This window comes from Kineococcus halophytocola (assembly GCF_041276425.1).
Lineage (GTDB): Bacteria > Actinomycetota > Actinomycetes > Actinomycetales > Kineococcaceae > Kineococcus > Kineococcus halophytocola.
Genome location: NZ_JBGFTU010000024.1, coordinates 21,460 through 46,168, shown reverse-complemented (window position 1 = coordinate 46,168; position 24,709 = coordinate 21,460). Strand labels below are relative to the sequence as shown.

The window sequence follows — 24,709 nt, the reverse complement described above, 5'->3', positions numbered from 1 at the left end:
CGGGGGGTCAGCCGACCTTCGGCTTCTCCTCCGCCTTGGGGTAGATGTCGGTGTTCTGCGCCGGGGTGATGAGCGCGTCCTCCGGACGGGTCTGGTTCAGCGCGACGGCCTGCGGCGGCAGGACGGCGTGCAGGGCCCAGTCGGTGAGCACGCGGATGCGGTTGCTCATGGCCGGCAGGGCGTACAGGTGGTACCCGCGGGCGACGATCTTGGCCGGCAGACCGGTCATCTCGATGCCCAGCGGCTTGGCCACCGCGGTGCCGCCGCCGAGGTCGGCGACGAGACCGAGGTCCTTGTGGACGTAGTCGGCGGCCTGGCCGATGCCGAAGGCGGCGGCGATGTTCTTGCCGACCGCGGTGCCCTGGCGCTGCGCGTGCTGCGCGGTGGGCGGGGTGATCGGCTGCGGGCCGTCGGCCGGCTTGGGCTTGGCCAGGTCCGGCACGGCGGCGGCGTCCCCGGCGGCCCAGACGTCCTCGGCGCCGGCGACCTTCATCATGGCGTCCACGACCAGGCGGCCGCGGTCCAGCGGCAGGCCCAGGGTGCCCATGAGCGGGTTGGCCATGATGCCCGCGCCCCAGATGAGGGTGCGCGAGGGCACGGGGGTGCCGTCGGTGAGGTTGACGACGTTGCCCTCGACGCTGGCCACGGAGACCCCCAGGCGCACGTCGATGCCGCGGCCCTTCAGGGCCGACAGCGCGTACTGGCCCAGGCGGGGGCCCAGCTCGGGCAGGACGGCCGGGGCGACGTCGATGAGCAGCCACTTCACGTCGCGCACGTCGATGCTCGACCAGCGGTCGGCCACGCGGGACAGCCAGCGGTGGGTCTGGGCGACGATCTCGGTGCCGGTGTAGCCGGCCCCGACCGCCACGACGGTCATGCGCTCGGCGCGCTCGGCGTCGAAGCGCGGGTCGTCCGGCAGGCTGTCGGCCGCGTCGAGCTGGGACAGCAGGTGGTCGCGGACGAACGCGGCCTCGGTGATGGTCTTGACGCCGCGGGCGCTCTCGGAGACCCCGGGGATGGGGAAGCGGCGGGTCACCGCGCCGGGGGCGAGCAGGAGCTTGTCGTAGGACAGCACCTGGGTCTCGTCGCTGACGACACCGCGCTCGCTCTTGGAGATGGTGATGGTCTTGGCCTCGGGGTCGACCGAGGTGGTGTGGCCCACGACGAGCTTGTGGCGCGGCAGGGCCTGCCGCAGCGACACGGCCACGTGGCGGGGTTCGATGACGGACGCGGTGACGTCCGGCAGCAGGGGGCTGTAGGTGAGGTGGTCAGTCGGGCTGACGATCACCAGCTCTGCCGCGGAGGCCGGGAGGAGCTTCTCGAGCTTCTTGCCGGCGTACAGGCCGGTGAAGCCACCTCCGACGATGACGACTCGCTGTCGATCGACCATGTGTGGCACCTCTTGTCTGTGGCTCGCCGGGACGGGGTTCCCGCTTCTCCACGATTCTGTCACTCGCGGTCGGGACCGTTCACGCGGGGCGTCCCGCGCCGTCGGCCGCGGCCTCCAGCTCGGCGACGACGAGACGGCGCATCCCGAGCATCGCCGTCATGGCCCGTTGCGCCCGTTCGGGATCGGGGTCGGACAGCAGTTCGGGCAGCCGGGCCGGGACGACCTGCCAGGACACGCCCCAGCGGTCCTTGAGCCACCCGCAGCGCCCCTCCGCGCCGCCGTCGGCCAGCAGCCCGTCCCAGCAGCGGTCGACCTCGGCCTGGTCGGCGCAGGAGACCTGCACGGAGAACGCCTCGGTCTGGGGGAACCCGGGACCGCCGTTGATGATCGTCCAGTCGCGCCCGTCCAGGACGAAGTCGACCGTCAGCGGTGCCCCGTCCGGGCCGCCGGGGGACGTGGAGACGATGCGCGAGTCGGGGAAGAGGGAGACGTAGCGTTGGGCGGCGGCCAGGCCGTCGCCGTCGAACCACAGGCACGGGACGGTGCTGCTCACGGTCGGACCCCCTCGCTCGCGGCCCGGGCGCGCTCCACGGCGGCCCGTGCCGGGCACTGTCGCAGGTGGTCGTCGACCACGCCACACGCCTGCATCGTCGCGTACGCCGTCGTCGGGCCGACGAACCGGAAACCGGCCGCCTTCAGCGTCCGGGCCAGCGCCGCCGACCCCGGGGTCCGGGCGGGGACGTCGGCGGGGACCTGCGGCGCCGGCGGGGCCGGGTCGGGGGTGGCGGCGCGCAGGAGGCCGTCCAGGCTGCCGCCGGCGGCCTGCAGGGCCAGCAGCGCGTGGGCGTTGGCGATCGTGGCCCCCACCTTGGCGCGGTTGCGGATGATGCCGGGGTCGGCCAGCAGCCGGGCCACGTCGGCGTCCCCGTAGGCGGCCACGGCCCGCGGGTCGAACCCGTCGAAGGCCGCGCGGAACGCCTCGCGCCGGCGCAGGACGGTGATCCAGCTCAGCCCCGACTGGAAGGCCTCCAGGCTGATCCGCTCGAACAGCCCGCGGTCGTCGCGCACCGGGTGCCCCCACTCGGTGTCGTGGTAGGCCTCGTACAACGGGTCGCCGGTGCCGAAGCAGCGGAAGGGCGCACCGCCCGCAGCGCCGGGGGCGTCGAGGGCATCGGGGGCGTCGGGGACATCGGGGCTGGGCACGGGCGGCACTGTGGCACCGACCGCCGACACCCGGCCGCCGTCGTCCACGGGCCGGTACTGTCCGCGGGTGAGCGACCACCCCGCGCCCTCCGGCACCGGCACCACGATCCTCGTCCTCAACGGCCCGAACCTGGGGCGGTTGGGGCGGCGGCAGCCGGAGGTCTACGGCTCGACCACCCTCGCCGACGTCGACGCCGGCCTGCAGGAGCTGGCCGCCGAGCTCGGGGTGCGCGTCGAGCTGCGCCAGACCGACGCCGAGCACGAGATGCTCGGCTGGATCCACGCCGCCGCCGACGCCCGCCACCCGGTCGTGCTGAACCCGGGGGGCTGGACCCACACCTCCGTCGCGCTGCGCGACGCCTGCGCGGAGCTGACCGCGGGCCTGGTCGAGCTGCACGTGTCCAACGTCCACGCCCGGGAGGACTTCCGCCGGCACTCCTACGTCTCCCCGGTCGCCACCGGCGTCGTGGCCGGACTGGGCGTGCAGGGCTACGCGCTCGCCGTGCGGTTCCTGGCCGGACGGGCCGGGAGCGGCGGTGGTGTCGTCCCCGGCGCGTAGGCTCGCGCCCGAGCACAGCGCGTCGAGTGGTGGGAGTTTGCGTGGTCGAGCACATGAAGTGGTGGGGTTGGGGCCAGGAGGGCGTGGCCTTCCACCACGAGGACAAGCCGGGCCTGGCGCCGTTCGCGCTGAAGATGGCCGGCATCGACTTCAACGCCCCACCGGTGCAGGTGCCGGAGCTGTCGGACCTGACCGTGCCGCCGTCGCAGGCGCCGGACGCCCTGCGCGCGGCCTTCGCCGGGGCCGTGGGGGCCGAGCACGTCCACGACGACGACCTCGACCGCGTCGTGCACGCCTACGGCAAGTCCATGCGCGACCTCGTGCGCATCCGCCGCGGCGACTTCGGCCGGCTGCCCGACCTCGTCGTCTACCCCGGGACCGAGGCCGAGACCGAGGCCGCCCTGCGGGTGGCGCTGGAGGCCGACGCGGTCCTCATCCCCTTCGGCGGCGGCTCGAACATCGTCGGCTCCCTGGAGGCCCCGCGCGAGGAGACCCGCCCCGTGGTGTCCCTGGACATGGGGCGGATGCGCCTGCTGCTGTCCCTGGACGAGACGTCGCAGACGGCGCGCATCCAGGCCGGGGCGCTGGGCCCGGACCTGGAGGACCAGCTCAACGCCCGCGGCTGGACCATCGGGCACTTCCCCGACAGCTTCAAGCACTCCACGCTGGGCGGCTGGATCGCGACGCGGTCCTCGGGCATGCAGTCCGACCGCTTCGGGGACATCGCCGACATCACCCGCGCCGTGCGCGTGGTGACCCCGTACGGCGTGGTGGCCACGGCCGAGGTGCCGGTGCAGTCGGCCGGCCCCAGCGTGCGCGAGATGGTCCTGGGCAGCGAGGGCCGGCTCGGGATCATCACCGAGGCCACGGTGCAGGTGCACCGCCAGGCCGAGGAGCGCGTCATCCAGGCCTACTTCTTCCCCGACTACGCCAGCGGGCTGAAGGCCATGCACGACATCGCGGCCTCGGACGCCTCCCCGAGCATCACCCGCGTCTCCGACGCCATGGAGACCCAGTTCACGCTGGCCACGTCCAAGAAGGGCAGCGCGCTGGGTCAGCTGCTCAACAAGGGCGTGCAGCTGTACGCCAGCAAGCGCAAGGGTTTCGACCTGTCGCAGATGTGCCTGTCGTTCATCGGGTACGAGGGCTCGGCCCTGCACGTGCGGCGGACCAAGGCGCTGGTCGGGGAGATCGTCAAGAAGCACGGCGGGTTCGGCGTCGGGTCCGGGCCGGGGACGCTGTACGACCAGAAGAAGTTCGACACCCCCTACATCCGCGACTTCATCCTCGACCGCGGCGCCTACGGCGACGTGTCCGAGACCTCCTCCTCCTGGGCGACGCTGAAGACGGTGCACGACAACGTGGTGGCCGCCGCCCAGAAGGCGTTCGCCGAGGTCGGCATCAAGGGGTTCGTCTTCTGCCACCTCTCGCACAGCTACCACTCCGGGGCGTGCCAGTACTTCACGTTCGCCTTCCAGCCGCCGACCGACCGGGACGGTCTGGAGGCCTACGACGTCGTCAAGGGCGCCATCCAGCAGGCGTTCATCGACAACGGCGGGACGCTGTCGCACCACCACGCCGTCGGGCGCGAGCACAAGCGCTGGATCGAGGAGGACCTGTCCCCGGCCGGGGCCAGGATCGTCGGGTCCCTGTTCGCCGGGGTCGACCCGGGCCGCAACCTCAACCCCGGCGCCGTCGTCGACTGAGACCCTCAGGCCCCCGGCCCACCGGCCGGGGGTTCACTCGACGAGCAGGTCGGCCCAGACGGTCTTGCCCTCCCCGCGGGGGGCGACCCACCAGCGCTGGGCGATGAGCTGGACGATGTGCATCCCGCGGCCGCCGGTGGCCTCCTCGTCGCTCGTGCGCGGTTGCGGGTGCTGGGTCGAGCCGTCCTCGACCCCGACGCACAGCAGCCGGTCGGCCACCTCGTACCGCAGCGTCACCGCGGTCGGGGCCCCGGTGTGCAGCACCGCGTTCGTCACCAGTTCGCTGACCACGAGCTCGGCCTCGTCGGCCGTGGCGGTCAGCCCCCACCCGGCCAGCGTCGAGCGCAGCCAGTCGCGGGCCGTGCTCACCGCGCGGGTGTCGCTCGGCAGCGGCAGCCGGTTCTCCCGCGTCCCCGGCGCGGGCCCGTCGTAGTCGACGACCAGCAGGGCCGCGTCGTCGTGGCCGCTGCCGCGCACCGGGGCCAGCAGCCGGTCGGCGAGCGTGCCGGCGTCCTCCTGCGCGCCGGCGGCCAGGGCCGCGTGCAGCGCCTCCTCGCCGGTGGCGCACGCGGGCCGCGGGCCGGTGCCGCCGGCGCCGGGCCACTCCACGACCCCGTCGGTGTGCAGCAGCAGGCGGCTGGGCCCGCTCAGCCGGTGCCGGGTCTGCCCGTAGACGGTCTCCGCCTGCACCCCCAGGGGTGGGCCGGGGTCGACCGTCAGGGCCTGCGGGGGACCGGGGGCGAACACGAGGGGGGCCGGGTGCCCGGCGCTGGCCACGGTGACGTCGCCGGTCCGTTCGTCCAGGGCCAGCAGGCAGCACGTCGCGAACAGGTCGCCGTCGAAGGACTGCATCAGCCGGTTGGTGCGTTCCAGCACCGCCGACGGCTCGTGCCCCTCGGTGACGTAGGCGCGCACGGCCGTGCGCACCTGCCCCATGAGCGCCGCGGCCGCGGAGTTGTGGCCCTGCACGTCCCCCATGACGAGGACGAAGGCGGTGTCGGTGCCGATGGCGTCGAAGAAGTCCCCGCCGACCTCGGCGCCGTCGGTGCCGGGCAGGTAGCGCGAGACCACCCGCACGCGCTCCCCGGCGGGCAGCCGGTGCGGCAGCAGCGACTCCTGCAGCGCCCGGGCCGTCTCGGCCGCGGCCCGGGCCCGGCGCAGCTCCTCGGCGTGCCGGGTGACCAGGCGGGCGCGCCGCTCCCGGTCGAACAGGGAGACGACGAGCGTGGCGAGGTCGGTGAGGTCGGCCTGCTGGGTGGGGGTCAGGTGCCGGGGCCGGGCGTCGTCGAAGACGCACAACGTGCCCAGGGCCTGCTGGTCGGGGGTCAGCAGGGGGGCGGCGGCGTAGCTGCGGACGTTCCCGAGCCGGCCGTCGACCCACGGGTGCGCCTTCCACCGCACGTCCTGGCGGGCGTCGGGGGTGTGCACGAGCCCGGCCGAGCCCAGGGCGTAGTAGCACATGGAGTCGCCGCGGGCGCTGGTCCCGCGGTCGAAGCCCTCGGCCGCGAGCTGGCGCTGGTGCTTCTCGTCGATGATGTTGACGACGGCGTTGGGCAGCCCCGTCAGCCGGGTCGCCAGCCGCACGACGGCCTGCAGCTCGGCGGGTGGGGGAGCGGAGACGTCGACGTACTCGCGCAGGGCTGCGAGCCGGGCGGTCTCGTCCCCCAGGACGTCGGGGGTCACCGCGGGGGGCGGAGCGGGGACAGCGGCGTTCACGGCTCTACGTTACGCCCCGACTACAGAGTGTTGTCAGACTTCTAGAAGTCTCAGTGCCGGGTGGTCGGGTGCCGCCGCTTGGCGCCGGACGGCATCCGGTTCCACACCGAGCTGACCACGCGCCGGGGCACGACGTCGAGGACGGCCGAGACGGCCTTCCACCGCTTCGTCGGCACGCTGACGGACCGGCCGGCGAACAGGTCGTCCAGGGAGGCGTCCACGACGTCCGCCACGTCCAGCCAGACCCGGCTCGACAGCGCCGAGGACCCGCCCGAGGACATCCCCGACCGGGCGTGGAACTCGGTGCGCACGTACCCCGGTTCCACGACCGTGGCGCTCACACCCGTCCCGCGCAGCTCCCCGGCCATCGTCTCGGTCAGGACGATGACGTAGGCCTTGGCCGCCGAGTAGTGCCCCCCGCCGGGGACCAGGCCGGCGACCGACCCCACGTTCAGGACGTGCCCGCGACCGCGCGCGACCATCGCCCCCGTCGCCGCCCGGGACAGGACCAGCACGGCCCGGCACAGCACGTCGAACATGCGCTCGTGGTCGGCCGGGTCGCCGTCGACGAACCGCTGCCGCAGGCCGAACCCCGCGTTGTTCACCAGCACGTCGACCGGCGCCTGCCGGCTGCCGACGCGGTCGGCGACCCGCTGCAGCGCCGCGCGCTCGGACAGGTCCGCGGCCAGCACCTCGACCTCGACGCCGAACCGCGCGCGCAGGTCGGCGGCGGTCTGCTCCAGGCGCTGCGCGTCGCGCGCCACGAGGACGAGGTCGTGCCCGCGCCCGGCCAGCGAGCGCGCGTAGGCCGCCCCGAGGCCGGCGGTGGCCCCGGTGACGAGGGCGGTGGGACGGGAGGACGGGACGCTGCTCACGGGGGGCGAGCCTAGTGAACGGCCACGGGGTCGGGGTGCCGGGCGGACCAGGACCGCTGGGCCACCAGGCACACCGCGGCGGCGGTGAGGACGGCCGTCGCGGCCACCCCCAGCGCCGCGCGGGCCCCGGCGAGGTCGAGCAGGACCCCGGCGACGGCGTTGCCGGCCGCGGCCCCGGCCGTGATCGAGGTCGACAGCCACGCCTGGGCCTCCCCGAGCCGGTGCCCCGGGGCGAGCTGGTCGACCAGCCCCTGCGCGGCGATGAGGTTGGGGGAGATGAACAGCCCGGTGAGGAAGAGCACGACCAGCAGCGCGACGAACGGGACGCCCTCACCGGCCGCGAACGCCACCGCGAACAGCAGCGCCCCGAACAGCGTCAGGGTCACCAGCAGCCGGCGCCGGTCGGGGCTGCGCCAGTCGCGGCTGCCGTACAGCAGCCCGCCCAGCGCCGAGCCGCCGGCGATGGGGGCGAACAGGACGCCGAGCCGGTCGCCGGAGCCCAGCAGGTGCTCGGCCAGCCCGACCATCGACACGTCGAGGATCCCGAAGCCGATGCTCATGACGGCCATCACCGTCAGCAGCAGCGCGAAGCCGGGGCTGTGCAGCACGGCCGTGCCCGCCCGGTGCTCGGGGGTGCCCGGGTGCGGCACGACGCGGCGCGCGCCGGGGGAGCGGGCGTAGACGAGGGTCCCGCCCACGAGCAGGACGACCGTGACGAGCAGCGGCAGCGGGACGACCCCGAGCAGCAGGAGCGCGCTCAGCAGCAGCGGGCCCCCGACGAAGATCGTCTCCACGGCCGCGGCGTCCAGCGCGTACCCGCGCCGGCGCGCGCGCTCGTCCGTGACGACCACGCGCCACGTCGAGCGCATGGCCGGGCTCAGCGGCGGGAAGGTGGCCCCGGCCAGCAGCGCCAGGAACGGCAGGACGGGCGCGGGCACGGCGGTCCAGACCGTCGCGGCCGTGAGCAGCAGGAGCAGCAGCCCGGACAGGCCGGCCGCCGGGACGAGCACCCGCGGCTGGCCGAGCCGGTCCATGGCCCGGCCCCACAGGGGTGAGCCGATCGCCAGGCCGACGGCGAACAGGCCGGTCACGATGCCGGCGAGCGTGTAGTTGTCCCGGGCGGTGCGCACGAGCAGGACCAGCCCCAGGGGGGCGGTCGCGATGGGCACGCGCGCCACCACCGAGGCCACGAACGGTCGTGCCACCACCGGATCGCGCAGCAGCGCGACGTACCCCGCCATCCCCACCGGTTCCTTCGTCCGCGCCGCGGGCGCGCGGCTCCCCGGGTCGCTCCGACCCGTCCGGGACGAGCTTGTCAGACGGGCCAGATGCGTGCGCAACTCCCTCCGGCACCGCGTGCCGATTCCAGGGCCGCGGCGGCCTGGCGGTGGGCCTCGGCGGCCGTCAGTGCGCGGGTCGGGGCCAGGCTGGCCCCGATGCTCACCGACATCGCCGGGTGGTCGTCCACGGCCAGCTCCACGGCCAGCAGCAGCGCGTCGGCCACGCGCTCGACGACCCCCTCGCTGCCGGCGCGCGGCAGCCCGGTGAGCAGGACCGCGACGAGGTCGGGGCCCAGCGGGATCCAGCGGTCCACCGACCGGACCGCCCGCCGCATCCGGCGCACGACGGCCTCCCGGCCCCCGCGCCGGCAGGTCCCGTCGACCCCGACGAGCAGCAGACCCGTCCCGGTCCCGGTCGCGCGGTCGGCCTCCAGGGCCGCGGCGACGACGTCGGTGAGCGTCGGGTGGCGCGGGGCGGGGTCGGCGCTCTCGTGCGCCGGGTCCTCCTCGGCGGCCAGCGCGTCGGCCACCACGTCGGCCACCAGGGCCGGGTCGTGGCTGACCAGCAGCTCGCGCTCGGCGGGGGTGCGGCCGGGACGGGACAGGACGACGCAGGCGGTCTCGGGACCGAGGACGGCCAGGCCGTGACCGTCGAGGTCGGCGTGGGCGCGCACGGCGACGCGGCCCAGGTCCGCGGCGGCGCGGCGGGCGGGCGGCCCGCCGAGGGAGACCAGCGCCAGCGGGGCCTGGGGGCGGCGGGTGCGCAGCCGCAGGTGGGTCAGGGCGGCCGCGGCGACGTCGGCGGGCACCGTGCGGGTGCGCGCCGATCCCCACGGCACCGGGCCGGCCGGGGCGGGCAGCGCGAGCGGGCCGGTGGGGGCGGGCAGGTCCTGCGGGCGGGCGGGGTGGGCCACGCCCCAGCCCTGGACGAGGTCGGCGCCCAGGGCGAGCGCGGTCCGGTGGTCGTCCTCGTCCTCGACCGACTCGGCCAGGACCAGGGCCCCGGTCCGGGCGGCGAAGGCCCCCACGGCCCCGGCCAGGGCGGCGGCCTCCTCGGCGGGACGGCGGGCCAGCAGCCGCAGGTCGAGCTTGACGACCTCCGGGCGCACCACGGGCAGCAGGGCCAGGACGTCGGGGCCGGCCCCGAGGTCGTCCAGGGCCACCCGCAGCCCCAGGGCGCGGAGGCGGCGCAGCAGGCGGACGCCGGCCCCGGGCCGGTGCAGCAGCGCGCGCGCCGGCACGTCGACGACCAGGTCCAGACCGGCCGGCACCTGCGGCGGGGTCGTGAACCCCTCCAGGGAGGTGTTGAGGAACAGCGTGGTCGTGGTGCCGGCGGCGGCCGGCGCGCCGGCGAGGGCGGCCTGGAGGGCGGCGCGGTCCAGGTCGCCGGTGCGCCCGGCGGCGGCCGCGGCGCGGAACAGGTGGGCCGGGGAGGCGAGCGCGCTGTCGGCCGGGCCGCGCACGAACGCCTCCAGGGCCACGGCCGTCCCGGAGACGACGTCGTGGACCGGCTGCAGCACGGTGCGCAGCAGTCCCGGGCGCAGGACGTCCTCGAGGGGGTCCGTGTGCAGCTCCGGCCGCGAGTCCAGCGTCGTCATGGTCGCGTCATCGGCACCCCGGGCGGGCGGCTTGAGCCGTCCGGGTGAAGGATCACTCTCAGTGAGCACCACCGGTCTCGCCCCGGGCGCCCGGTGACGGGGGGTGGGCCGGGGAGGGAGCCGGGGACGGGGCGGGGCGGATCGTTCGACATGGTCGAACTCCCGGCGTTGACGCGGGCCGGGGGCCTGCCTACCTTCACGACCACGGCACGAAACCGCACCAACCGACTCATCGTGGAGTTCACATGTCCCACAGCAGGTCCTCGGCCGAGGCGACGCCCGGCCGCCGCGTGCCCCGCACCCCGACCCTCACCGGCGAACTGCTCGCCGAGTTCGCCGGCACCGCGATCCTCATCCTCTTCGGCGTGGGCGTCGTCGCCCAGGTCGTGGCGGGCCAGAACGGCGGCGACGACTCGATCCACTGGGCCTGGGGCCTGGGCGTGACGTTCGGCGTCTACGTCGCCGGCCGCACCAGCGGTGCCCACCTCAACCCCGCGGTCACCATCGCCCTGGCCGCCTTCCAGGGGTTCTCCTGGAAGAAGGTGCTGCCCTACAGCCTCGCGCAGTTCCTCGGCGCCTTCGTGGCCGCGCTCATCGTCCGCTGGGTGTACGCCGGGCCCATCGACGCCCTCGACCCCGGTCACACGTACGACTCCCAGGGCATCTTCTCCACCCTGCCCGGGGCCAACGTCACCATCGGCGGCGCGTTCCTGGACCAGGTCGTCGGCACGGCCATCCTGGTCTTCCTCATCTTCGCCGTGAGCCAGGCCAAGGCGACCCCGCCGGGGGCGAACCTGGCCCCGTTCATCGTGGGTCTCATCGTCGTGGCCATCGGCTTCGCCTGGGGTTCCAACGCCGGCTACGCCATCAACCCGGCCCGCGACTTCGGCCCGCGCCTGGCCTCGTTCATCACCGGGTACGGCACGGCGATGCGCGAACCGGGCGGCTCGTTCTACTTCTGGGTCCCGATCGTCGCCCCCGTCATCGGCGGGCTCATCGGCGGCGGCCTGTACAAGGTCCTCATCGACCGGCACCTGCCGGACCCGGTGGCCCCCGAGCCCGAGGGCCGCGTCCACACCGAGGACTGAGAACCCCCTCCCACCCAGACCCCGTTGACCTCGACGCAGAGAACGGAACACGACATGGCAGACACCGCGAACGGCCCCCAGTACATCGGCGCGGTCGACCAGGGCACCACCTCCAGCCGGTTCATGGTCTTCGACCACGGCGGCAACGAGGTCGCCAAGTACCAGCTGGAGCACACCCAGATCATGCCCAAGCCGGGCTGGGTGGAGCACGACCCGATCGAGATCTGGGAACGCACCAGCTCGGTCATCCAGAGCGGTCTGCGCCAGGCGAACCTGACGGCCAAGGACCTGGCCGCGCTGGGCATCACCAACCAGCGCGAGACGGCCGTGGTGTGGAACAAGAACACCGGCCGCCCGTACTACAACGCGATCGTGTGGCAGGACACCCGCACCGACCGCATCGCCTCGGCCCTGGACCGCGACGAGCGCGGGCAGAAGATCCGGCAGAAGGCCGGTCTGCCCCCGGCCACCTACTTCTCCGGCGGCAAGATCCAGTGGATCCTGGAGAACGTCGACGGCGTGCGCGAGGCCGCCGAGGCCGGTGACGCGATCTTCGGCAACACCGACTCCTGGCTGATCTGGAACCTCACCGGCGGCCCCCGCGGCGGCGTGCACGTCACCGACGTCACCAACGCCAGCCGCACCATGCTCATGGACCTGGAGACCCTGCAGTGGGACGACGAGCTGCTGGAGATCTTCGGCGTCCCGCGGGCCATGCTCCCCGAGATCAAGCCCTCCTCCTACACCGAGGGCTACGGCACGACGCTGGAGACCGGCCCGCTGGGCGGGGAGGTCAAGCTGACGGGCATCCTCGGCGACCAGCAGGCCGCGATGGTCGGGCAGGTCTGCTTCGACCCCGGCATGGCCAAGAACACCTACGGCACCGGCAACTTCATGCTGCTGAACACCGGTGAGGAACTGGTCCGTTCCCAGGCCGGGCTGCTGAGCACGGTCTGCTACCAGTTCAACGACGAGAAGCCGGTGTACGCCCTGGAGGGCTCCATCGCCGTCACCGGCTCGGCCGTGCAGTGGCTGCGCGACCAGCTCGGCATCATCTCCGGGGCGGGGGAGTCGGAGTCGCTGGCCCGCCAGGTCGAGGACTCCGGCGGGTGCTACTTCGTGCCCGCGTTCTCCGGCCTGTTCGCCCCGTACTGGCGCTCGGACGCCCGCGGTGCGATCGTCGGGCTGTCGCGGTACAACACCAACGCGCACATCGCCCGGGCGACCCTGGAGGCCATCTGCTACCAGAGCCGGGACGTCACCGAGGCGATGTCGTCCGACTCCGGCGTGGCCGTGGAGGTCCTGAAGGTCGACGGCGGGATCACGGCCAACCAGCTGTGCATGCAGCTGCAGGCCGACATCCTCGGCGTCCCCGTCTCCAAGCCCGTCGTGGCCGAGACCACCGCCCTGGGGGCGGCCTACGCCGCGGGTCTGGCCGTCGGGTTCTGGAAGAACCTCGACGAGCTGCGCGAGAACTGGAACGAGGGCGCCCGCTGGGAACCCACCTGGGACGACCAGCAGCGCGCGGACGGGTACGCCGGCTGGAAGAAGGCCGTCGAGCGGACGCTGGACTGGGTGGACGTCGACTGACGTCAGGCCCGGGACGGGCGCCGGGCGCGCGTGCGGCGCGCCCGGCGCCCACCATGGAGAACGACCGGTACGGGAGAGGCTGAGGAGCAGGACGTGGAGATCAAGGCACTGTCACCGCAGGCACGGGACGACGCGCTGCGCGAGATGGCGGAAGGTGAGCTCGACGTCCTCGTCATCGGCGGCGGGGTCGTCGGGACGGGGGCGGCGCTGGACGCCGTGACGCGCGGCCTGCGGACCGCGATGGTCGAGGCGCGCGACTGGGCCTCGGGCACCTCGAGCCGCTCGAGCAAGCTCATCCACGGTGGCCTGCGCTACCTGGAGATGCTCGACTTCGCCCTCGTGCACGAGGCGCTGTCCGAACGCGGCCTGCTGCGCAACAAGCTGGCCCCGCACCTGGTCAAGCCGGTGCCGTTCCTGTACCCGCTGTCCAAGCGCTTCGCCGAGCGCCCCTACGTCGGGTCCGGCATCGCGCTGTACGACGGCATGGCCCTGTCCAGCGGGAACAACAAGGGTTTCCCGCTGCACCGGCACCTGACCCGCAAGGGCGTGCAGCGGGAGGCCCCCGGCATCCGCAAGGACGCCATGGTCGGGGCCATCCAGTACTACGACGGCCAGGTCGACGACGCCCGGCACACGATGACGATCGCCCGCACGGCGGCGACGTACGGGGCGCTCATCGCCAACCGCACGCGCGTCAAGGAGTTCATCCGCGAGGGCGAGCGCGTCGTCGGGGCCGTGCTGGTCGACCTGGAGACCGGCACCGAGGTCCGCGTCCGCAGCAAGCAGGTCATCAACGCGACCGGCGTGTGGACCGACGAGACCCAGGAACTGGTCAACGCCCGCGGGCAGTTCAAGGTGCGGGCCTCCAAGGGCATCCACCTCGTCGTGCCGCGCGACCGGATCCAGTCCAGGACCGGCATGATCCTGCGCACGGAGAAGTCCGTCCTGTTCATCATCCCGTGGGGCCGGCACTGGATCATCGGCACCACCGACACCGACTGGACGATGGACAAGGCGCACCCGGCCGCGACCAGCGCCGACATCGACTACGTCCTGGAGCACGCGAACTCCGTCCTGAAGTCCCCGCTGACCCGCGAGGACGTCGAGGGCGTCTACGCGGGCCTGCGGCCGCTGCTGTCGGGGGAGTCGGAGTCCACCTCCAAGCTCTCGCGCGAGCACGTCGTCGGCCACCCCGTGCCGGGTCTGGTCGTCGTCGCCGGCGGCAAGTACACGACGTACCGCGTCATGGCCAAGGACGCCGTGGACGTCGCCGTGGAGGGGCTGGACGGCAAGGTGCCCGCCTCGACCACGGAGAACGTGCCGATGGTCGGCGCCGAGGGGTACCACGCGCTGTGGAACCAGCGGCACGCCCTGGCCGCGCGCGCCGGGATCCACGTCGACCACGTCGAGCACCTGCTGGGCCGCTACGGCTCGGCGATCGACGAGGTGCTCGCGCTCATCGCGCAGGACCCGACGCTGGGTGAGGTGCTGCCGCACGCCGACGACTACCTGAAGGCCGAGATCGTCTACGCCGCCACGCACGAGGGGGCCCGCCACCTCGACGACGTCCTGGCCCGCCGGACCCGCATCTCCATCGAGACCTACGACCGCGGGACGGAATCGGCCGAGCTCGTGGCCGACCTCGTGGCCGGTCCGCTGGGCTGGGACGACGAGCGGCGCGCCACGGAGGTCGCGACGTACCAGCAGCGGGTCGCCGCCGAACGGGCCTCCCAGGAGCAGCCCGACGACGCCTCCGCCGACGCGGTGCGGCTGCAGGCCCCGGAGATCGTCCCCGTCTGAGGTCCGTCCCCCGGTCCTCTCGTCCCCCGGGTTTCCCGGTTTCCCCGAACCCACCCCTGCGGCCCCTGCGCGGGTCTACGGTGTGCAGCGCGCGACGGGGGGTCGCGCCGGGGGACGAAGGGTCCGGGGGTTTCTCATGAGCTGGTCGAAGGCTGTCCGCGTGCTGGTGGCGGGTGCGGTCGTGGTGGGGTCGGTGGCCGGGGCGGGAGCCGTCAGCGCGGCCGCCCCGGCCCCCGACCTCGTGGTGACGGCGGTCGTCGTGCCGCCGGGAGCCGTTGCCGGGCAGCTTGTCCGCTTCGGGGTGACGATCCAGAACCGGGGGACCGCACCGACCCCGGCGGGGACGATCAGCGGGATCGGGTTCCAGGTCGACGGCCGGCTCGTCACGTGGTCCGACCAGTTCACCGCCGCGCTGCAGCCCGGTGAGCGGGTGACCCTGGAGGCCGTCGGCGGGCCGGCCGGTTCGGCGACCTGGACCGCGACCGCGGGCCGGCACGTGCTGCGGGCCGTCGTCGACGACGCCGGGCGCGTCCGGGAGGCGGACGAGCAGAACAACGTCCGCGACACCTCGTTCACGGTGGGCGCGGGCATCGCCAACCGCGTGCAGGGCCAGAGCGTCGTGGCCTCCCTGGCGCCCCTGCCCGCACCGTCGCGGACGGCGACGTCGGTGACGGGCAGGCTCTTCGGCGGGTGCCTGGCGGCCGACGGTGGCCTGACCGACGGCAGCGAGCGGTTCCTGGGGACGCGGACGGTGGGCAACGACACCTTCGCCGGCACGAAGTGGACCGGCGGCCTCGCCTCCGTGCCGGCCGGGGCCACGCGGGTGCGCACGGGGGTCAGCTTCTCCCCGGTGCTGTACGCCGTCCAGGGCGGGCTGCCGATCACCTGCGCCGCAGGGCAGACGGCGGCCTTCACCCGCTTCGCGGCGACCTCGGTCCGCACGAGCCGGTACACCACGTCCAGCACCGGGACCGAGCGGCAGGTCGCCTCGGTGAGCACCCCCGTCGACGTGGACCTCGACGTCGTGCCCTGAACCGGACGGTCCCGCCCGCGCTCGTTAGGGTGCGCGGGTGAGACCGTTCCTGCTGCTGGCCACCCGCGAGGACGACGCGGTGGCCGCCTCCGAGGTCGCCGCGTTCGTGCGCGAGGGCGGCCTGGGACCCGGTGAGCTGGAACGGGTCCGGCTCGAACGCCGGCCGTTGCCCCGCCTCGACCTCGACGCCTACTCCGGGGTCGTGCTCGGTGGCAGCCCGTACTGCACGTCCGACCCCGAGACCGCCAAGTCCGCGGTCCAGCGCCGGGTCGAGGCGGACCTGTCGGCCCTGCTCGACGAGGTCGTCGCCCGCGACGTCCCGTTCCTGGGGGCCTGCTACGGGATCGGCACCCTCGGCGTGCACCGGGGCGGGACGGTCGACCGCGAGCACGCCGAACCCGTGGGCACGGTCCCGGTCGAGCTGACCGGCGCCGGCCGGCAGGACCCGGTGTTCGGCGGGTTGCCGGACGTCTTCGACGCCTACGTCGGGCACAAGGAGGCGCTGCGCGCGACCCCGCCGGGGGCGGTGCTGCTGGCGACGTCCGCGCCGTGCCCGGTGCAGGCGTTCCGCGTGGGGCGCAACGTGTACGCCACGCAGTTCCACCCCGAGCTGGACGCCGAGGGTTTCGTCGAGCGGTGCGGGGTGTACCGGGACGAGGGCTACTTCGACCCCGCCGAGTTCGACGCCCTCGCCGCCCGCCTGCGCCTGAGCACGGCCCCCTTCGCCCCGCAGGTGTGGCGGCGGTTCGTCGCGCGCTACGCCCGCGACTGACCCCCGCCCGCCTGGTCCTGGGCGTCCAGGGCCACGTACCAGACCCGCAGCGCGTCCGCGGTGCCCGCCGCCCCCGGGCCGAGCACGGCCTCCTCGAGGTCGTCGGCCACGGTCCGCGCCGGGACCCGCCGGCGCACCCCCAGCTCGGGCAGGTCCCCGGCGAGCCGGTGGAACGAACCGACGTGCACGGCGAGGTCCTCGACCGGTGCGGAGGGCCCGGAGGCGGCGTCGGTGATGCGGCGCAGCAGGTCGGGCAGTTCCACCCCGCGCAGCGCGAGGGTCGTGGCCGGGGTGGCGTCGAGCTGCTCGGCCAGCGCGTAGACGACGGCGGCGGCGTGTTTGCACGGTTCGGACCCGTCGGGGCAGCTGCAGTCGTAGGTGACCTCGGCCTCGCCCGGCAGCAGGTCCACCCCGATGCCGGCGAGCAGGTCGACCAGGCCCGGGGGGACGTCGCCGGAGAACAGCGGGGCCAGCAGCAGCGGGTTCTCCACGACCGTGGCGACGACGGCGTCGACCTCGGCGGGGGTCCAGCGGCGCACGGTCACCTCCACGAGGTAGGGGCGCGGGCGCGAGCCCTGGACGCGGGCCCCGACCGCCCCGGGACGGGGACGCAGGTCGAGGACCTGCCCGGCGCGGGCGTAGGTGCGCCCGCGCTGCAACCGGCCGCGGTCGCCGCCGCGCTCGAGGGCGTCGACGAACCGTTGCGACCACCAGTTCTGCGCGATGCGCCCGCGGCGGGAGCGCAGCTTCGCCCCGCCCCCGGGCCGCCGCCTGCCGTACTCCCCGAACGAGCGCGTGGAGTCCATCACTCACCCACCGCGTCGTCGCCGAGCCGCAGCAGTTCGCGCAGCGCGTCGGTGTCGAGGTCGGTGATCCAGCCCTCACCGCTGCCGACGACCCGGTCGGCGAGGTCGCGCTTGCGGCTGATGACGGCGTCCACCCGTTCCTCCACGGTGCCCACGCTGACGAGCTTGCGGACCTGCACCTGCCGGTGCTGCCCGATGCGGAACGCCCGGTCGGTGGCCTGGTCCTCCACGGCCGGGTTCCACCACCGGTCCACGTGCACGACGTGGTTGGCGGCCGTCAGGTTCAGCCCCGTCCCCCCGGCCCTGAGCGAGAGCAGCATGACACCGGGGCCGTCGGACCCGCCGAACTCGGCCACCATCGCGTCGCGCCCGTGCCGGCTCACCCCGCCGTGCAGGAACGGCACCGGTTCCCCCGTGAGACCTGCCAGGTGCGGGGCGAGCAGGTGGCCGAACTCGGCGAACTGCGTGAAGCACAGCACCTTCTCGCCCTCGGACCGGGCGGAGGTGACGATGTCGTCCAGCAGCTGCAGCTTGCCCGAGCGGTGCCGGCCCCGGTGCAGGACCGGCGAGGAGTCGCCCAGGTAGTGCGCGGGGTGGTTGCAGATCTGCTTCAACCGGGTCAGCGCGGCGAGGATGAGTCCGCGCCGGGACAGCCCGCCGGGGTCGGAATCCTTGTCCTGCAACCGTTCGGTGAGGTCGTCCACGGCCCGCCGGTACAGCGCGGCCTGCTCGGTGGTGAGGTTGGCCCGCACCGTCATCTCGATCTTCTCGGGCAGGTCACCGGCCACGGCCGGGTCGGTCTTGACGCGGCGCAGCACGAACGGGCGGGTCACCAGGGCCAGGCGCTGGGCGGGTTCGGCGTGACCGAGCTTCTCGATGGGGACGGTGAACCGGTCGCGGAACGTCGCGGCGCTGCCGAGCAGACCGGGGTTCGTGGCGTCCAGGACGGCGCGCAGGTCCTCCAGGCGGTTCTCCACCGGTGTCCCGGTCAGGGCGACGCGGTGGCGCGACCCCACGGCCCGCACCGCCCGCGCCTGCCGGGTGTTCGCGTTCTTGACGTGCTGGGCCTCGTCGAGGGCCAGGCGGTGCCAGTCGGCGGCGGCCAGGTCGGTGACGTCGCGCACGAGCAGCCCGTACGTGGTGACGACGAGGTCGTGCCCGGCGGCCAGGGCGGTGAACCCCGCCCCGCGCCGGCGGCCGGGGCCGTGGTGGACGTGCACGCGCAGGCCGGGGGTGAACCGCGCGGCCTCGGCGGCCCAGTTCCCGACCACCGACATCGGGCACACCAGCAGCGTCGGCCCGGGCCCGGCGTCCTCACCCCGTTCGTGGGCGAGCAGGGCCAGCAGCTGCAGCGTCTTGCCCAGCCCCATGTCGTCGGCCAGCACGGCGCCCAGCCCGAGCCGGGACATCGTCGCCAGCCACGTCAGCCCGCGCCGCTGGTAGGGCCGCAGGACGGCGTGCAGACCCGGCGGGTCGGGCAGTTCCGGCAGCCGCTCGGCCGCCTGCCCGGACAGGACGTCCCCGAGCACCCCGCGCGCGTCGACCGAGGTCACCGGACCCGGCAGGTCCCGCCCGGTCCCGACGGCGGCGAGCACGTCCAGCACCGAGGCCCGGCCGCTGCCGCGGGTGCGCAGGAACCGCGCGCTGCGGGCCAGCGCCTGCGGGTCCACCTGCACCCACTCGCCGCGGAACCGCACGAGGGAGGACTTCGCGGCGGCCAGGGCCAGGAGTTCGGCCTCGGTGACGGGGGACTCACCCAGGGCCGCCTGCCAGCGGAAGTCGAGCAGGTCGTCCTTGCGCACCTGCGGGTCGGTGACGGCCCCCGGCTGGGCGGCCGAGGCCGACAGCGAGAACGTCAGGGCCTTCCTCGTCCAGTGCCGCGGCAGCTGCAACCCGACGCCGGCGGCGCTCAGTCGCGGGCCGCCGTGCTCGACGAGGTCGAGCAGCTCCTCGATGGAGAGCTCGATCCCGTCCTGGGCGGCCGCGTCGGTCCGCCCGCCGAGCAGCCGCTTCAGCGGCGGGTGCGCGGCCCCGGCGCGGGCGGCGCCCGTCAGCAGGACGAGCAGCGGGTCCTCGCCCTCCCGCGCACCCCCGGACGAGCCCCCCGCGCTGCTCTCGGCCCGGGCCTCCTCCAGCGTCAGCACCAGGCTCGGGTCGTCCAGCGGCCGCAGCCGCACCTGCAACCGCCAGCGCTGGTCCGGGGTCTGCTCCTGCGCGGCCGGGTCCAGGTGACCGTCGGCCAGCCCGTCGGGCACGTCCTCCCACGGGTCGGGTTCCACGACGCGCAGCAGGACGTCCCAGCCGCCGTCCTCACCGCTGCGCTGCCACTCCCGCACCCGGCGGGCCAGGGCCGGCCACCCCGGCCCGCGCAGGGTGGCACCGGTGCGCAGGGCGGTGAGCCACGCGCGCGGCCCGGCGCCCCCGGGCAGGTCGTGCGGCACGACCGCCGCCGTGCGGGCCGCCACGAGGACGTCGACGACGAGGGCGCAGACGTCCTCGAGCAGGTCCAGGGCCTGCGGAGGGCCCTGCGCCGGCCCGGGGCCGGACCCCTCGGCGCGCAGCACGGGCGGGCAGGCCTGGGCCACCGCCGTGCGCCACCGGCCGAGGGCGCGGTCGGGCGCGGGCACCCAGCGGGCCGTGAACCCGCCGTCGGCCGTGGGCTGCAGGTCGGGCAGGACGTGCCCGGCCTCGACGGCCCGGCGCGCGCCGGTGGCGACGTGCCCGAGCCAGCGCAGGCCGTCCGACAGCCGCACCCCCTCCTCCTCACCCGGCGCGTCGTCCAGGTCGGTGAGCAGGGTGACGGCCCGCTCACCGGCGAGTTCGACGACGTCGAGGTCCACGGGCAGCAGGCGCAGGTCCGCCCGGGGCCGCGACACGGACGCGGCGGGCCGGCCGGACGGGGTGCAGGGCAGGGAGACGGTGAGCGGTCCGATGGTCGGGCCGGACAGCGCCCGCGCCAGCGCGGGCCGGGTCCGCGCGAGCGCGGCCAGGTCGGCGGGGCGGGCCGGGCCGGGCCGGCGCCGCGGCGCCTCGACCCACAGGGCCAACCGGTGTTCGCGGGTCCAGAGGCCGTGGACGACGAGCACCCGCGCAGCGTACGGGTTCCGGCGCGCGCCCCCGGCCGCGGTGCCGGGACCGGGACGGGTCCCACGGCTGCACGGTGCGCCGACGAGCGCGTTCCCCCGGGGACCCTCGGGTGCCCGTCGGCCCGGCGCCAGGGAGGCGTCAACGGGGACGCCCCCACCGTCAAGGACGCGTCAGGACGGCCGGCGGGACCGCCGCGCGGTGCTGTGGTGGTCGGGTTCCGCCCCGCTCTCACCCTGGAGTCCCCGTGCCCGACGTCGGGTTCACCGCCCTGACCCTCGCCCTCGCCGCCGCCGGCGCCCTGCTGGTGCGCGCCCTGGAGCGCCGGTGAGCGCCACGGCGGCGGTGAGCCTCGTGCTCGCCGTCGCGCTCGCCGCGTACCTGCTGCACGCCCTGCTGCGTCCCGAGAAGCACTGACGGAGAACCCGTGACCGACACCACCGCGGGCCTGCTCCAGATCGGCCTGCTCGTCCTCCTGCTCGCCGCGGTCCACGTGCCGCTCGGCGACGCCCTGGCCCGCACGTTCACGAGCACGCGGCACCTGCGGGTCGAGCGCGGCCTGTACCGGCTGCTGCGCGTCGACGCGGAGGCCGACACCCGCTGGCCCACCTACGCCCTGTCCGTCCTGGGGTTCTCGACCGTCTCGGTCCTGTTCCTCTACGCGTTCCTGCGCCTGCAGCAGTTCCTGCCGCTGTCGCTGGGCATGCCGGCGATGGAACCCTCGCAGGCCTGGAACACGGCCGTGTCCTTCGTGACGAACACGAACTGGCAGTCCTACTCCGGTGAGTCCGCCCTCGGGCACCTGGTGCAGATGGCCGGGCTCGCGGTGCAGAACTTCCTGTCCGCCGCCGTGGGCATCTGCGTGGCCGTGGCCCTCGTCCGCGGGCTGGTGGCGCGCGGGACGGGGACGATCGGGAACTTCTGGGTCGACCTCACCCGCGCCGTGCTGCGCATCCTGCTGCCGCTGTCCTTCGTGGCCGCGGTCGTCCTGCTGCTGACCGGGGTGGTGCAGAACTTCTCGGGAGCCACGACCTACACGACGCTCGCGGGCGGGTCCCAGACGATCGTCGGCGGCCCGGTCGCCTCCCAGGAGGCCATCAAGGAACTGGGGACCAACGGCGGGGGGTTCTTCAACGCCAATTCCGCGCACCCCTTCGAGGGGCCGAACGCCGTCGCCAGCCTGTTCCAGGTCTTCCTGCTGCTGGCCATCCCCTTCTCGATGCCCCGCGCGTTCGGCACGCTCGTGGGCGACCACCGGCAGGGCCTGGCGGTCCTGTCCGTCATGGGGGCGGTCTTCGCGATCTCCCTGACGGTCACCACCTGGGCCGAGACCCACGCCCTCGGCACCGTCCCGCAGGCCGCCGGTGCGGCCCTGGAGGGCAAGGAGACCCGGTTCGGGGAGTGGCTGTCCGCGCTGTTCGCCACCGCGACGACCTCGACCTCCACCGGTGCGGTGAACTCCTTCCACGACAGCTACACCGCGGCCGGTGGGGGGATGCTGATGCTCACCGTGATGATGGGCGAGGTCACCCCCGGCGGCGTCGGTTCCGGCCTGTACGGGATGCTCGTCCTGGCGGTCGTCACGGTGTTCGTCGCCGGGCTCATGGTGGGCCGGACACCGGAGTACCTGGGCAAGGGGATCCGCCAGCGCGAGATCACCGTCGCGGCCCTGTACCTGCTGGCGACGCCGTTCGCCCTCCTGACCGGGGTGGCGATCGCCCTGTCCAGCGAGGCGACCCGGTCGGCGGTGCTGAACACCGGACCCCACGGCCTGTCCGAGGTCCTCTACGCCTTCGCCTCGGCCGCGGGCAACAACGGGTCCGCGTTCGCCGGGCTCAGCGCGAACACCCCGTTCTGGAACACCGCCCTCGGCCTGGCGATGGCCATCGGCCGTTTCGCCCCCCTCGTCCTCGTGCTGGCCCTGGCCGGCGCGTTCGCCCGGCAGCGGCCGGCCGCCGAGACGGCCGGGTCCCTGCCGACCCGCACCCCGACGTTCGCCGGCATGCACCTCGCCGTCGTCGTCGTGGTCACCGCCCTGACGTTCTTCCCCGCCCTGGCCCTCGGCCCGATCGCCGAGGCCCTCACCGGAGCCCAGTCGTGAGCACCCTCACCAGTCCCCCCACCACCACGCAGCCCGAACCCCCCACCCCGCACCGCGTCTCCAGCGGCGCCTTCAGCCCGGCGCAGCTCGTGCGGTCCCTGCCCGACGCGGTCCGCAAGCTCGATCCGCGCCACCTCGCCAAGACCCCCGTGATGTTCGTCGTGGCGGTCGGCGCGGTGCTGACGACCGTCCTGGCCGCCACCGACCCGTCGGTGTTCTCGTGGGTCGTCGTCGCCTGGCTGTGGATCACCGTCCTGTTCGCCAACCTCGCCGAGGCCGTGGCCGAGGGGCGTGGCCGGGCCCAGGCCGCGTCGCTGCGCAAGGTCAGCAGCGAGACCGTCGCGCGGCGTCTCGTGGACGGCCGGGACGAGGAGCAGGTCGCCTCCAGCCGGTTGCGCGTCGGCGACCTCGTCGTCGTCGAGGCCGGTGGGACCGTCCCCGGTGACGGCGACGTCGTCGAGGGGGTGGCCAGCGTCGACGAGTCGGCCATCACCGGGGAGTCCGCCCCGGTGATCCGCGAGTCCGGCGGCGACCGCAGCGCCGTCACCGGGGGCACGACGGTCCTGTCCGACCGCATCGTCGTGCGCATCTGCGCCGAGCCGGGGGAGAGCTTCGTCGACCGGATGATCGCCCTCGTGGAGGGGTCGGCGCGTCAGCGCACCCCCAACGAGATCGCGCTGAACATCCTGCTGGCCGCCCTGACCCTGGTGTTCCTGCTGGCCGTCGTGACCCTGCAGCCCATGGCGGTGTACTCCGGCCGCCCGCAGAGCACCGTCGTGCTCGTCGCCCTGCTCGTGTGCCTCATCCCCACGACCATCGGGGCGCTGCTGTCGGCCATCGGCATCGCCGGCATGGACCGGCTCGTGCAGCGCAACGTCCTGGCCGTGTCGGGGCGTGCGGTCGAGGCCGCCGGTGACGTCGGGACGCTGCTGCTGGACAAGACCGGCACCATCACGCTGGGGAACCGGCAGGCGCACGAACTCCTCCCGGCGCCCGGGGTCACGCCGGCGGACCTGGCCGACGCCGCGCAACTGTCGAGCCTGGCCGACGCCACCCCCGAGGGCCGGTCCGTCGTCGTGCTGGTCGAGGAGCGGTTCGGGTTGCGCGCCCGGTCCGAGGGGGAACTGCCCGGGGGCGAGTTCGTGCCGTTCACCGCCCAGACCCGCATGTCGGGCGTGGACCTGGTCACCGGCGGCGGGACCCGGAAGATCCGCAAGGGCGCCGCGGCCGCCGCGACGCACTGGGTCCGCACCCTGGGCGGGGACGTCCCGGCCGAGGTCGACCAGGTCGTCGAGGACGTCTCCACCGCCGGCGGCACCCCGCTGGTCGTCGCGGAGCACGTCGTGACGAACGGTGGCGGTCGGGCCCGCGTCCTCGGCGTCATCCACCTCAAGGACGTCGTCAAGGAGGGGATGCGCGAACGGTTCGAGCAGTTGCGCGCCATGGGCATCCGCACCGTCATGGTGACCGGCGACAACGAGCGCACCGCCCGGGCCATCGCGGCCGAGGCCGGGGTGGACGACGTGCTGGCCGAGGCGACGCCGGAGGACAAGCTCGACCTCATCCGCGCCGAGCAGTCCGGCGGGCGGCTGGTGGCGATGATGGGCGACGGCACGAACGACGCCCCGGCGCTGGCCCAGGCCGACGTGGGGGTGGCCATGAACAGCGGGACGACCGCGGCCAAGGAGGCCGGGAACATGGTCGACCTGGACTCCGACCCGACCAAGCTCATCGAGGTCGTGGAGATCGGCAAGCAGCTGCTCATCACCCGCGGGGCGCTGACGACGTTCTCCATCGCCAACGACATCGCCAAGTACTTCGCCATCATCCCGGCGATGTTCGTCACGACGTTCCCCCAGCTCGACGTCCTCAACGTCATGCGGCTGGCCACGCCGGAGTCGGCCGTCGTCTCGGCCGTCGTGTTCAACGCCCTGGTCATCGTCGCGCTCATCCCGCTGGCCCTGCGCGGGGTCCGCTACCGGCCCTCCAGCGCCGCGTCCCTGCTGCGCCGCAACCTGCTCGTGTTCGGCCTCGGCGGGGTCGTCGTGCCGTTCGCCGGCATCAAGCTCCTGGACCTGCTCGTCTCCCAGATCCCCGGAATCGGCTGA

19 protein-coding genes are annotated in these 24,709 nt (G+C 74.5%); 10 read left to right on the top strand and 9 right to left on the bottom strand.

Going from position 1 to position 24,709, the window contains the following annotated elements:
• Positions 1-7: 7 nt before the first annotated feature.
• The 3 genes from AB2L27_RS17670 to AB2L27_RS17660 all read right to left on the bottom strand — a co-directional run bounded on the left by AB2L27_RS17670 (position 8) and on the right by AB2L27_RS17660 (position 2,593).
• The gene (locus AB2L27_RS17670; RefSeq protein WP_370442810.1) at positions 8-1,390 is read right to left on the bottom strand and encodes an NAD(P)/FAD-dependent oxidoreductase; all 1,383 of its coding nucleotides are present in this window, start codon (positions 1,388-1,390) and stop codon (positions 8-10) included.
• A gap of 79 nt (positions 1,391-1,469) precedes the next feature.
• Positions 1,470-1,943, bottom strand: a complete 474-nt coding sequence (locus AB2L27_RS17665) for a VOC family protein (protein ID WP_370442809.1) — start codon at positions 1,941-1,943, stop codon at positions 1,470-1,472.
• The gene (locus tag AB2L27_RS17660; protein ID WP_370442808.1) at positions 1,940-2,593 is read right to left on the bottom strand and encodes a DNA-3-methyladenine glycosylase I; all 654 of its coding nucleotides are present in this window, start codon (positions 2,591-2,593) and stop codon (positions 1,940-1,942) included. The genes AB2L27_RS17665 and AB2L27_RS17660 overlap by 4 nt, the downstream gene beginning before the upstream one ends.
• 106 nt (positions 2,594-2,699) lie before the next feature.
• On the opposite strand from AB2L27_RS17660, the gene aroQ reads away from it, so the two are divergent.
• Together aroQ and AB2L27_RS17650 are read left to right on the top strand one after the other, a co-directional pair.
• Positions 2,700-3,152, top strand: coding sequence for a type II 3-dehydroquinate dehydratase (gene aroQ / locus AB2L27_RS17655; protein ID WP_370442821.1), 453 nt, complete (start codon positions 2,700-2,702; stop codon positions 3,150-3,152).
• Positions 3,153-3,193: 41 nt separating this feature from the next.
• The gene (locus AB2L27_RS17650; RefSeq protein WP_370442807.1) at positions 3,194-4,858 is read left to right on the top strand and encodes an FAD-binding oxidoreductase; all 1,665 of its coding nucleotides are present in this window, start codon (positions 3,194-3,196) and stop codon (positions 4,856-4,858) included.
• 33 nt (positions 4,859-4,891) lie between these two features.
• Here the strand turns inward: AB2L27_RS17650 and AB2L27_RS17645 are convergent, their stop codons facing one another.
• From AB2L27_RS17645 to AB2L27_RS17630, 4 genes are all read right to left on the bottom strand, one after another.
• Positions 4,892-6,574, bottom strand: coding sequence for an ATP-binding SpoIIE family protein phosphatase (locus AB2L27_RS17645; protein WP_370442806.1), 1,683 nt, complete (start codon positions 6,572-6,574; stop codon positions 4,892-4,894).
• A gap of 50 nt (positions 6,575-6,624) precedes the next feature.
• The gene (locus AB2L27_RS17640; RefSeq protein ID WP_370442805.1) at positions 6,625-7,449 is read right to left on the bottom strand and encodes an SDR family NAD(P)-dependent oxidoreductase; all 825 of its coding nucleotides are present in this window, start codon (positions 7,447-7,449) and stop codon (positions 6,625-6,627) included.
• Between the two features lie 11 nt (positions 7,450-7,460).
• Positions 7,461-8,690 (bottom strand): MFS transporter, encoded by a 1,230-nt coding sequence (locus tag AB2L27_RS17635; RefSeq protein ID WP_370442804.1) that lies wholly within the window; start codon positions 8,688-8,690, stop codon positions 7,461-7,463.
• A gap of 74 nt (positions 8,691-8,764) precedes the next feature.
• Complete coding sequence (locus AB2L27_RS17630) at positions 8,765-10,327, bottom strand: EAL domain-containing protein (protein WP_370442803.1); 1,563 nt, start codon at positions 10,325-10,327, stop codon at positions 8,765-8,767.
• 245 nt (positions 10,328-10,572) lie between these two features.
• On the opposite strand from AB2L27_RS17630, the gene AB2L27_RS17625 reads away from it, so the two are divergent.
• From AB2L27_RS17625 to AB2L27_RS17605, 5 genes are all read left to right on the top strand, one after another.
• Positions 10,573-11,415 (top strand): MIP/aquaporin family protein, encoded by an 843-nt coding sequence (locus tag AB2L27_RS17625; RefSeq protein ID WP_370442802.1) that lies wholly within the window; start codon positions 10,573-10,575, stop codon positions 11,413-11,415.
• A 54-nt stretch (positions 11,416-11,469) separates the two neighbouring features.
• A complete protein-coding gene (gene glpK / locus AB2L27_RS17620) occupies positions 11,470-13,005 on the top strand; it encodes a glycerol kinase GlpK (protein ID WP_370442801.1) in 1,536 nt (511 codons plus the stop codon).
• 93 nt (positions 13,006-13,098) lie between these two features.
• Positions 13,099-14,805 carry a glycerol-3-phosphate dehydrogenase/oxidase gene (locus AB2L27_RS17615; RefSeq protein WP_370442800.1) on the top strand — a complete coding sequence of 569 codons (1,707 nt, stop codon included), beginning with the start codon at positions 13,099-13,101 and terminating at the stop codon, positions 14,803-14,805.
• Between the two features lie 136 nt (positions 14,806-14,941).
• Positions 14,942-15,838, top strand: coding sequence for a CARDB domain-containing protein (locus tag AB2L27_RS17610; protein WP_370442799.1), 897 nt, complete (start codon positions 14,942-14,944; stop codon positions 15,836-15,838).
• Between the two features lie 37 nt (positions 15,839-15,875).
• Positions 15,876-16,610, top strand: a complete 735-nt coding sequence (locus AB2L27_RS17605; protein ID WP_370442798.1) for a glutamine amidotransferase — start codon at positions 15,876-15,878, stop codon at positions 16,608-16,610.
• Here the strand turns inward: AB2L27_RS17605 and AB2L27_RS17600 are convergent.
• A complete protein-coding gene (locus AB2L27_RS17600) occupies positions 16,595-17,416 on the bottom strand; it encodes an SWIM zinc finger family protein (protein ID WP_370442797.1) in 822 nt (273 codons plus the stop codon). The two genes, AB2L27_RS17605 and AB2L27_RS17600, sit on opposite strands and share 16 nt — an antisense overlap.
• Positions 17,416-20,502: a DEAD/DEAH box helicase gene (locus AB2L27_RS17595; protein ID WP_370442796.1), complete on the bottom strand. Its 3,087-nt coding sequence runs from the start codon at positions 20,500-20,502 to the stop codon at positions 17,416-17,418. The genes AB2L27_RS17600 and AB2L27_RS17595 overlap by 1 nt, the downstream gene beginning before the upstream one ends.
• A gap of 325 nt (positions 20,503-20,827) precedes the next feature.
• Here AB2L27_RS17595 and kdpF point away from each other — a divergent pair, with 325 nt between their 5' ends.
• The 3 genes from kdpF to kdpB are packed head-to-tail and all read left to right on the top strand — an operon-like array spanning position 20,828 to position 24,709.
• The gene (gene kdpF / locus AB2L27_RS17590; protein WP_370442795.1) at positions 20,828-20,917 is read left to right on the top strand and encodes a K(+)-transporting ATPase subunit F; all 90 of its coding nucleotides are present in this window, start codon (positions 20,828-20,830) and stop codon (positions 20,915-20,917) included.
• A gap of 10 nt (positions 20,918-20,927) precedes the next feature.
• Positions 20,928-22,601 carry a potassium-transporting ATPase subunit KdpA gene (gene kdpA / locus AB2L27_RS17585; RefSeq protein ID WP_370442794.1) on the top strand — a complete coding sequence of 558 codons (1,674 nt, stop codon included), beginning with the start codon at positions 20,928-20,930 and terminating at the stop codon, positions 22,599-22,601.
• Positions 22,598-24,709: a potassium-transporting ATPase subunit KdpB gene (gene kdpB, locus AB2L27_RS17580; protein ID WP_370442793.1), complete on the top strand. Its 2,112-nt coding sequence runs from the start codon at positions 22,598-22,600 to the stop codon at positions 24,707-24,709. Before kdpA ends, kdpB begins: the two co-directional genes overlap by 4 nt.

What these genes read in the sequence shown, in the direction of transcription:
- AB2L27_RS17670 (WP_370442810.1), bottom strand. Translation starts at nt 1,390, where the DNA reads ATGGTCGATCGACAGCGAGTCGTCATCGTCGGAGGTGGCTTCACCGGC.
- AB2L27_RS17635 (WP_370442804.1), bottom strand. Translation starts at nt 8,690, where the DNA reads ATGGCGGGGTACGTCGCGCTGCTGCGCGATCCGGTGGTGGCACGACCG.
- AB2L27_RS17630 (WP_370442803.1), bottom strand. Translation starts at nt 10,327, where the DNA reads ATGACGACGCTGGACTCGCGGCCGGAGCTGCACACGGACCCCCTCGAG.
- AB2L27_RS17625 (WP_370442802.1), top strand. Translation starts at nt 10,573, where the DNA reads ATGTCCCACAGCAGGTCCTCGGCCGAGGCGACGCCCGGCCGCCGCGTG.
- glpK (WP_370442801.1), top strand. Translation starts at nt 11,470, where the DNA reads ATGGCAGACACCGCGAACGGCCCCCAGTACATCGGCGCGGTCGACCAG.
- AB2L27_RS17610 (WP_370442799.1), top strand. Translation starts at nt 14,942, where the DNA reads ATGAGCTGGTCGAAGGCTGTCCGCGTGCTGGTGGCGGGTGCGGTCGTG.
- AB2L27_RS17600 (WP_370442797.1), bottom strand. Translation starts at nt 17,416, where the DNA reads ATGGACTCCACGCGCTCGTTCGGGGAGTACGGCAGGCGGCGGCCCGGG.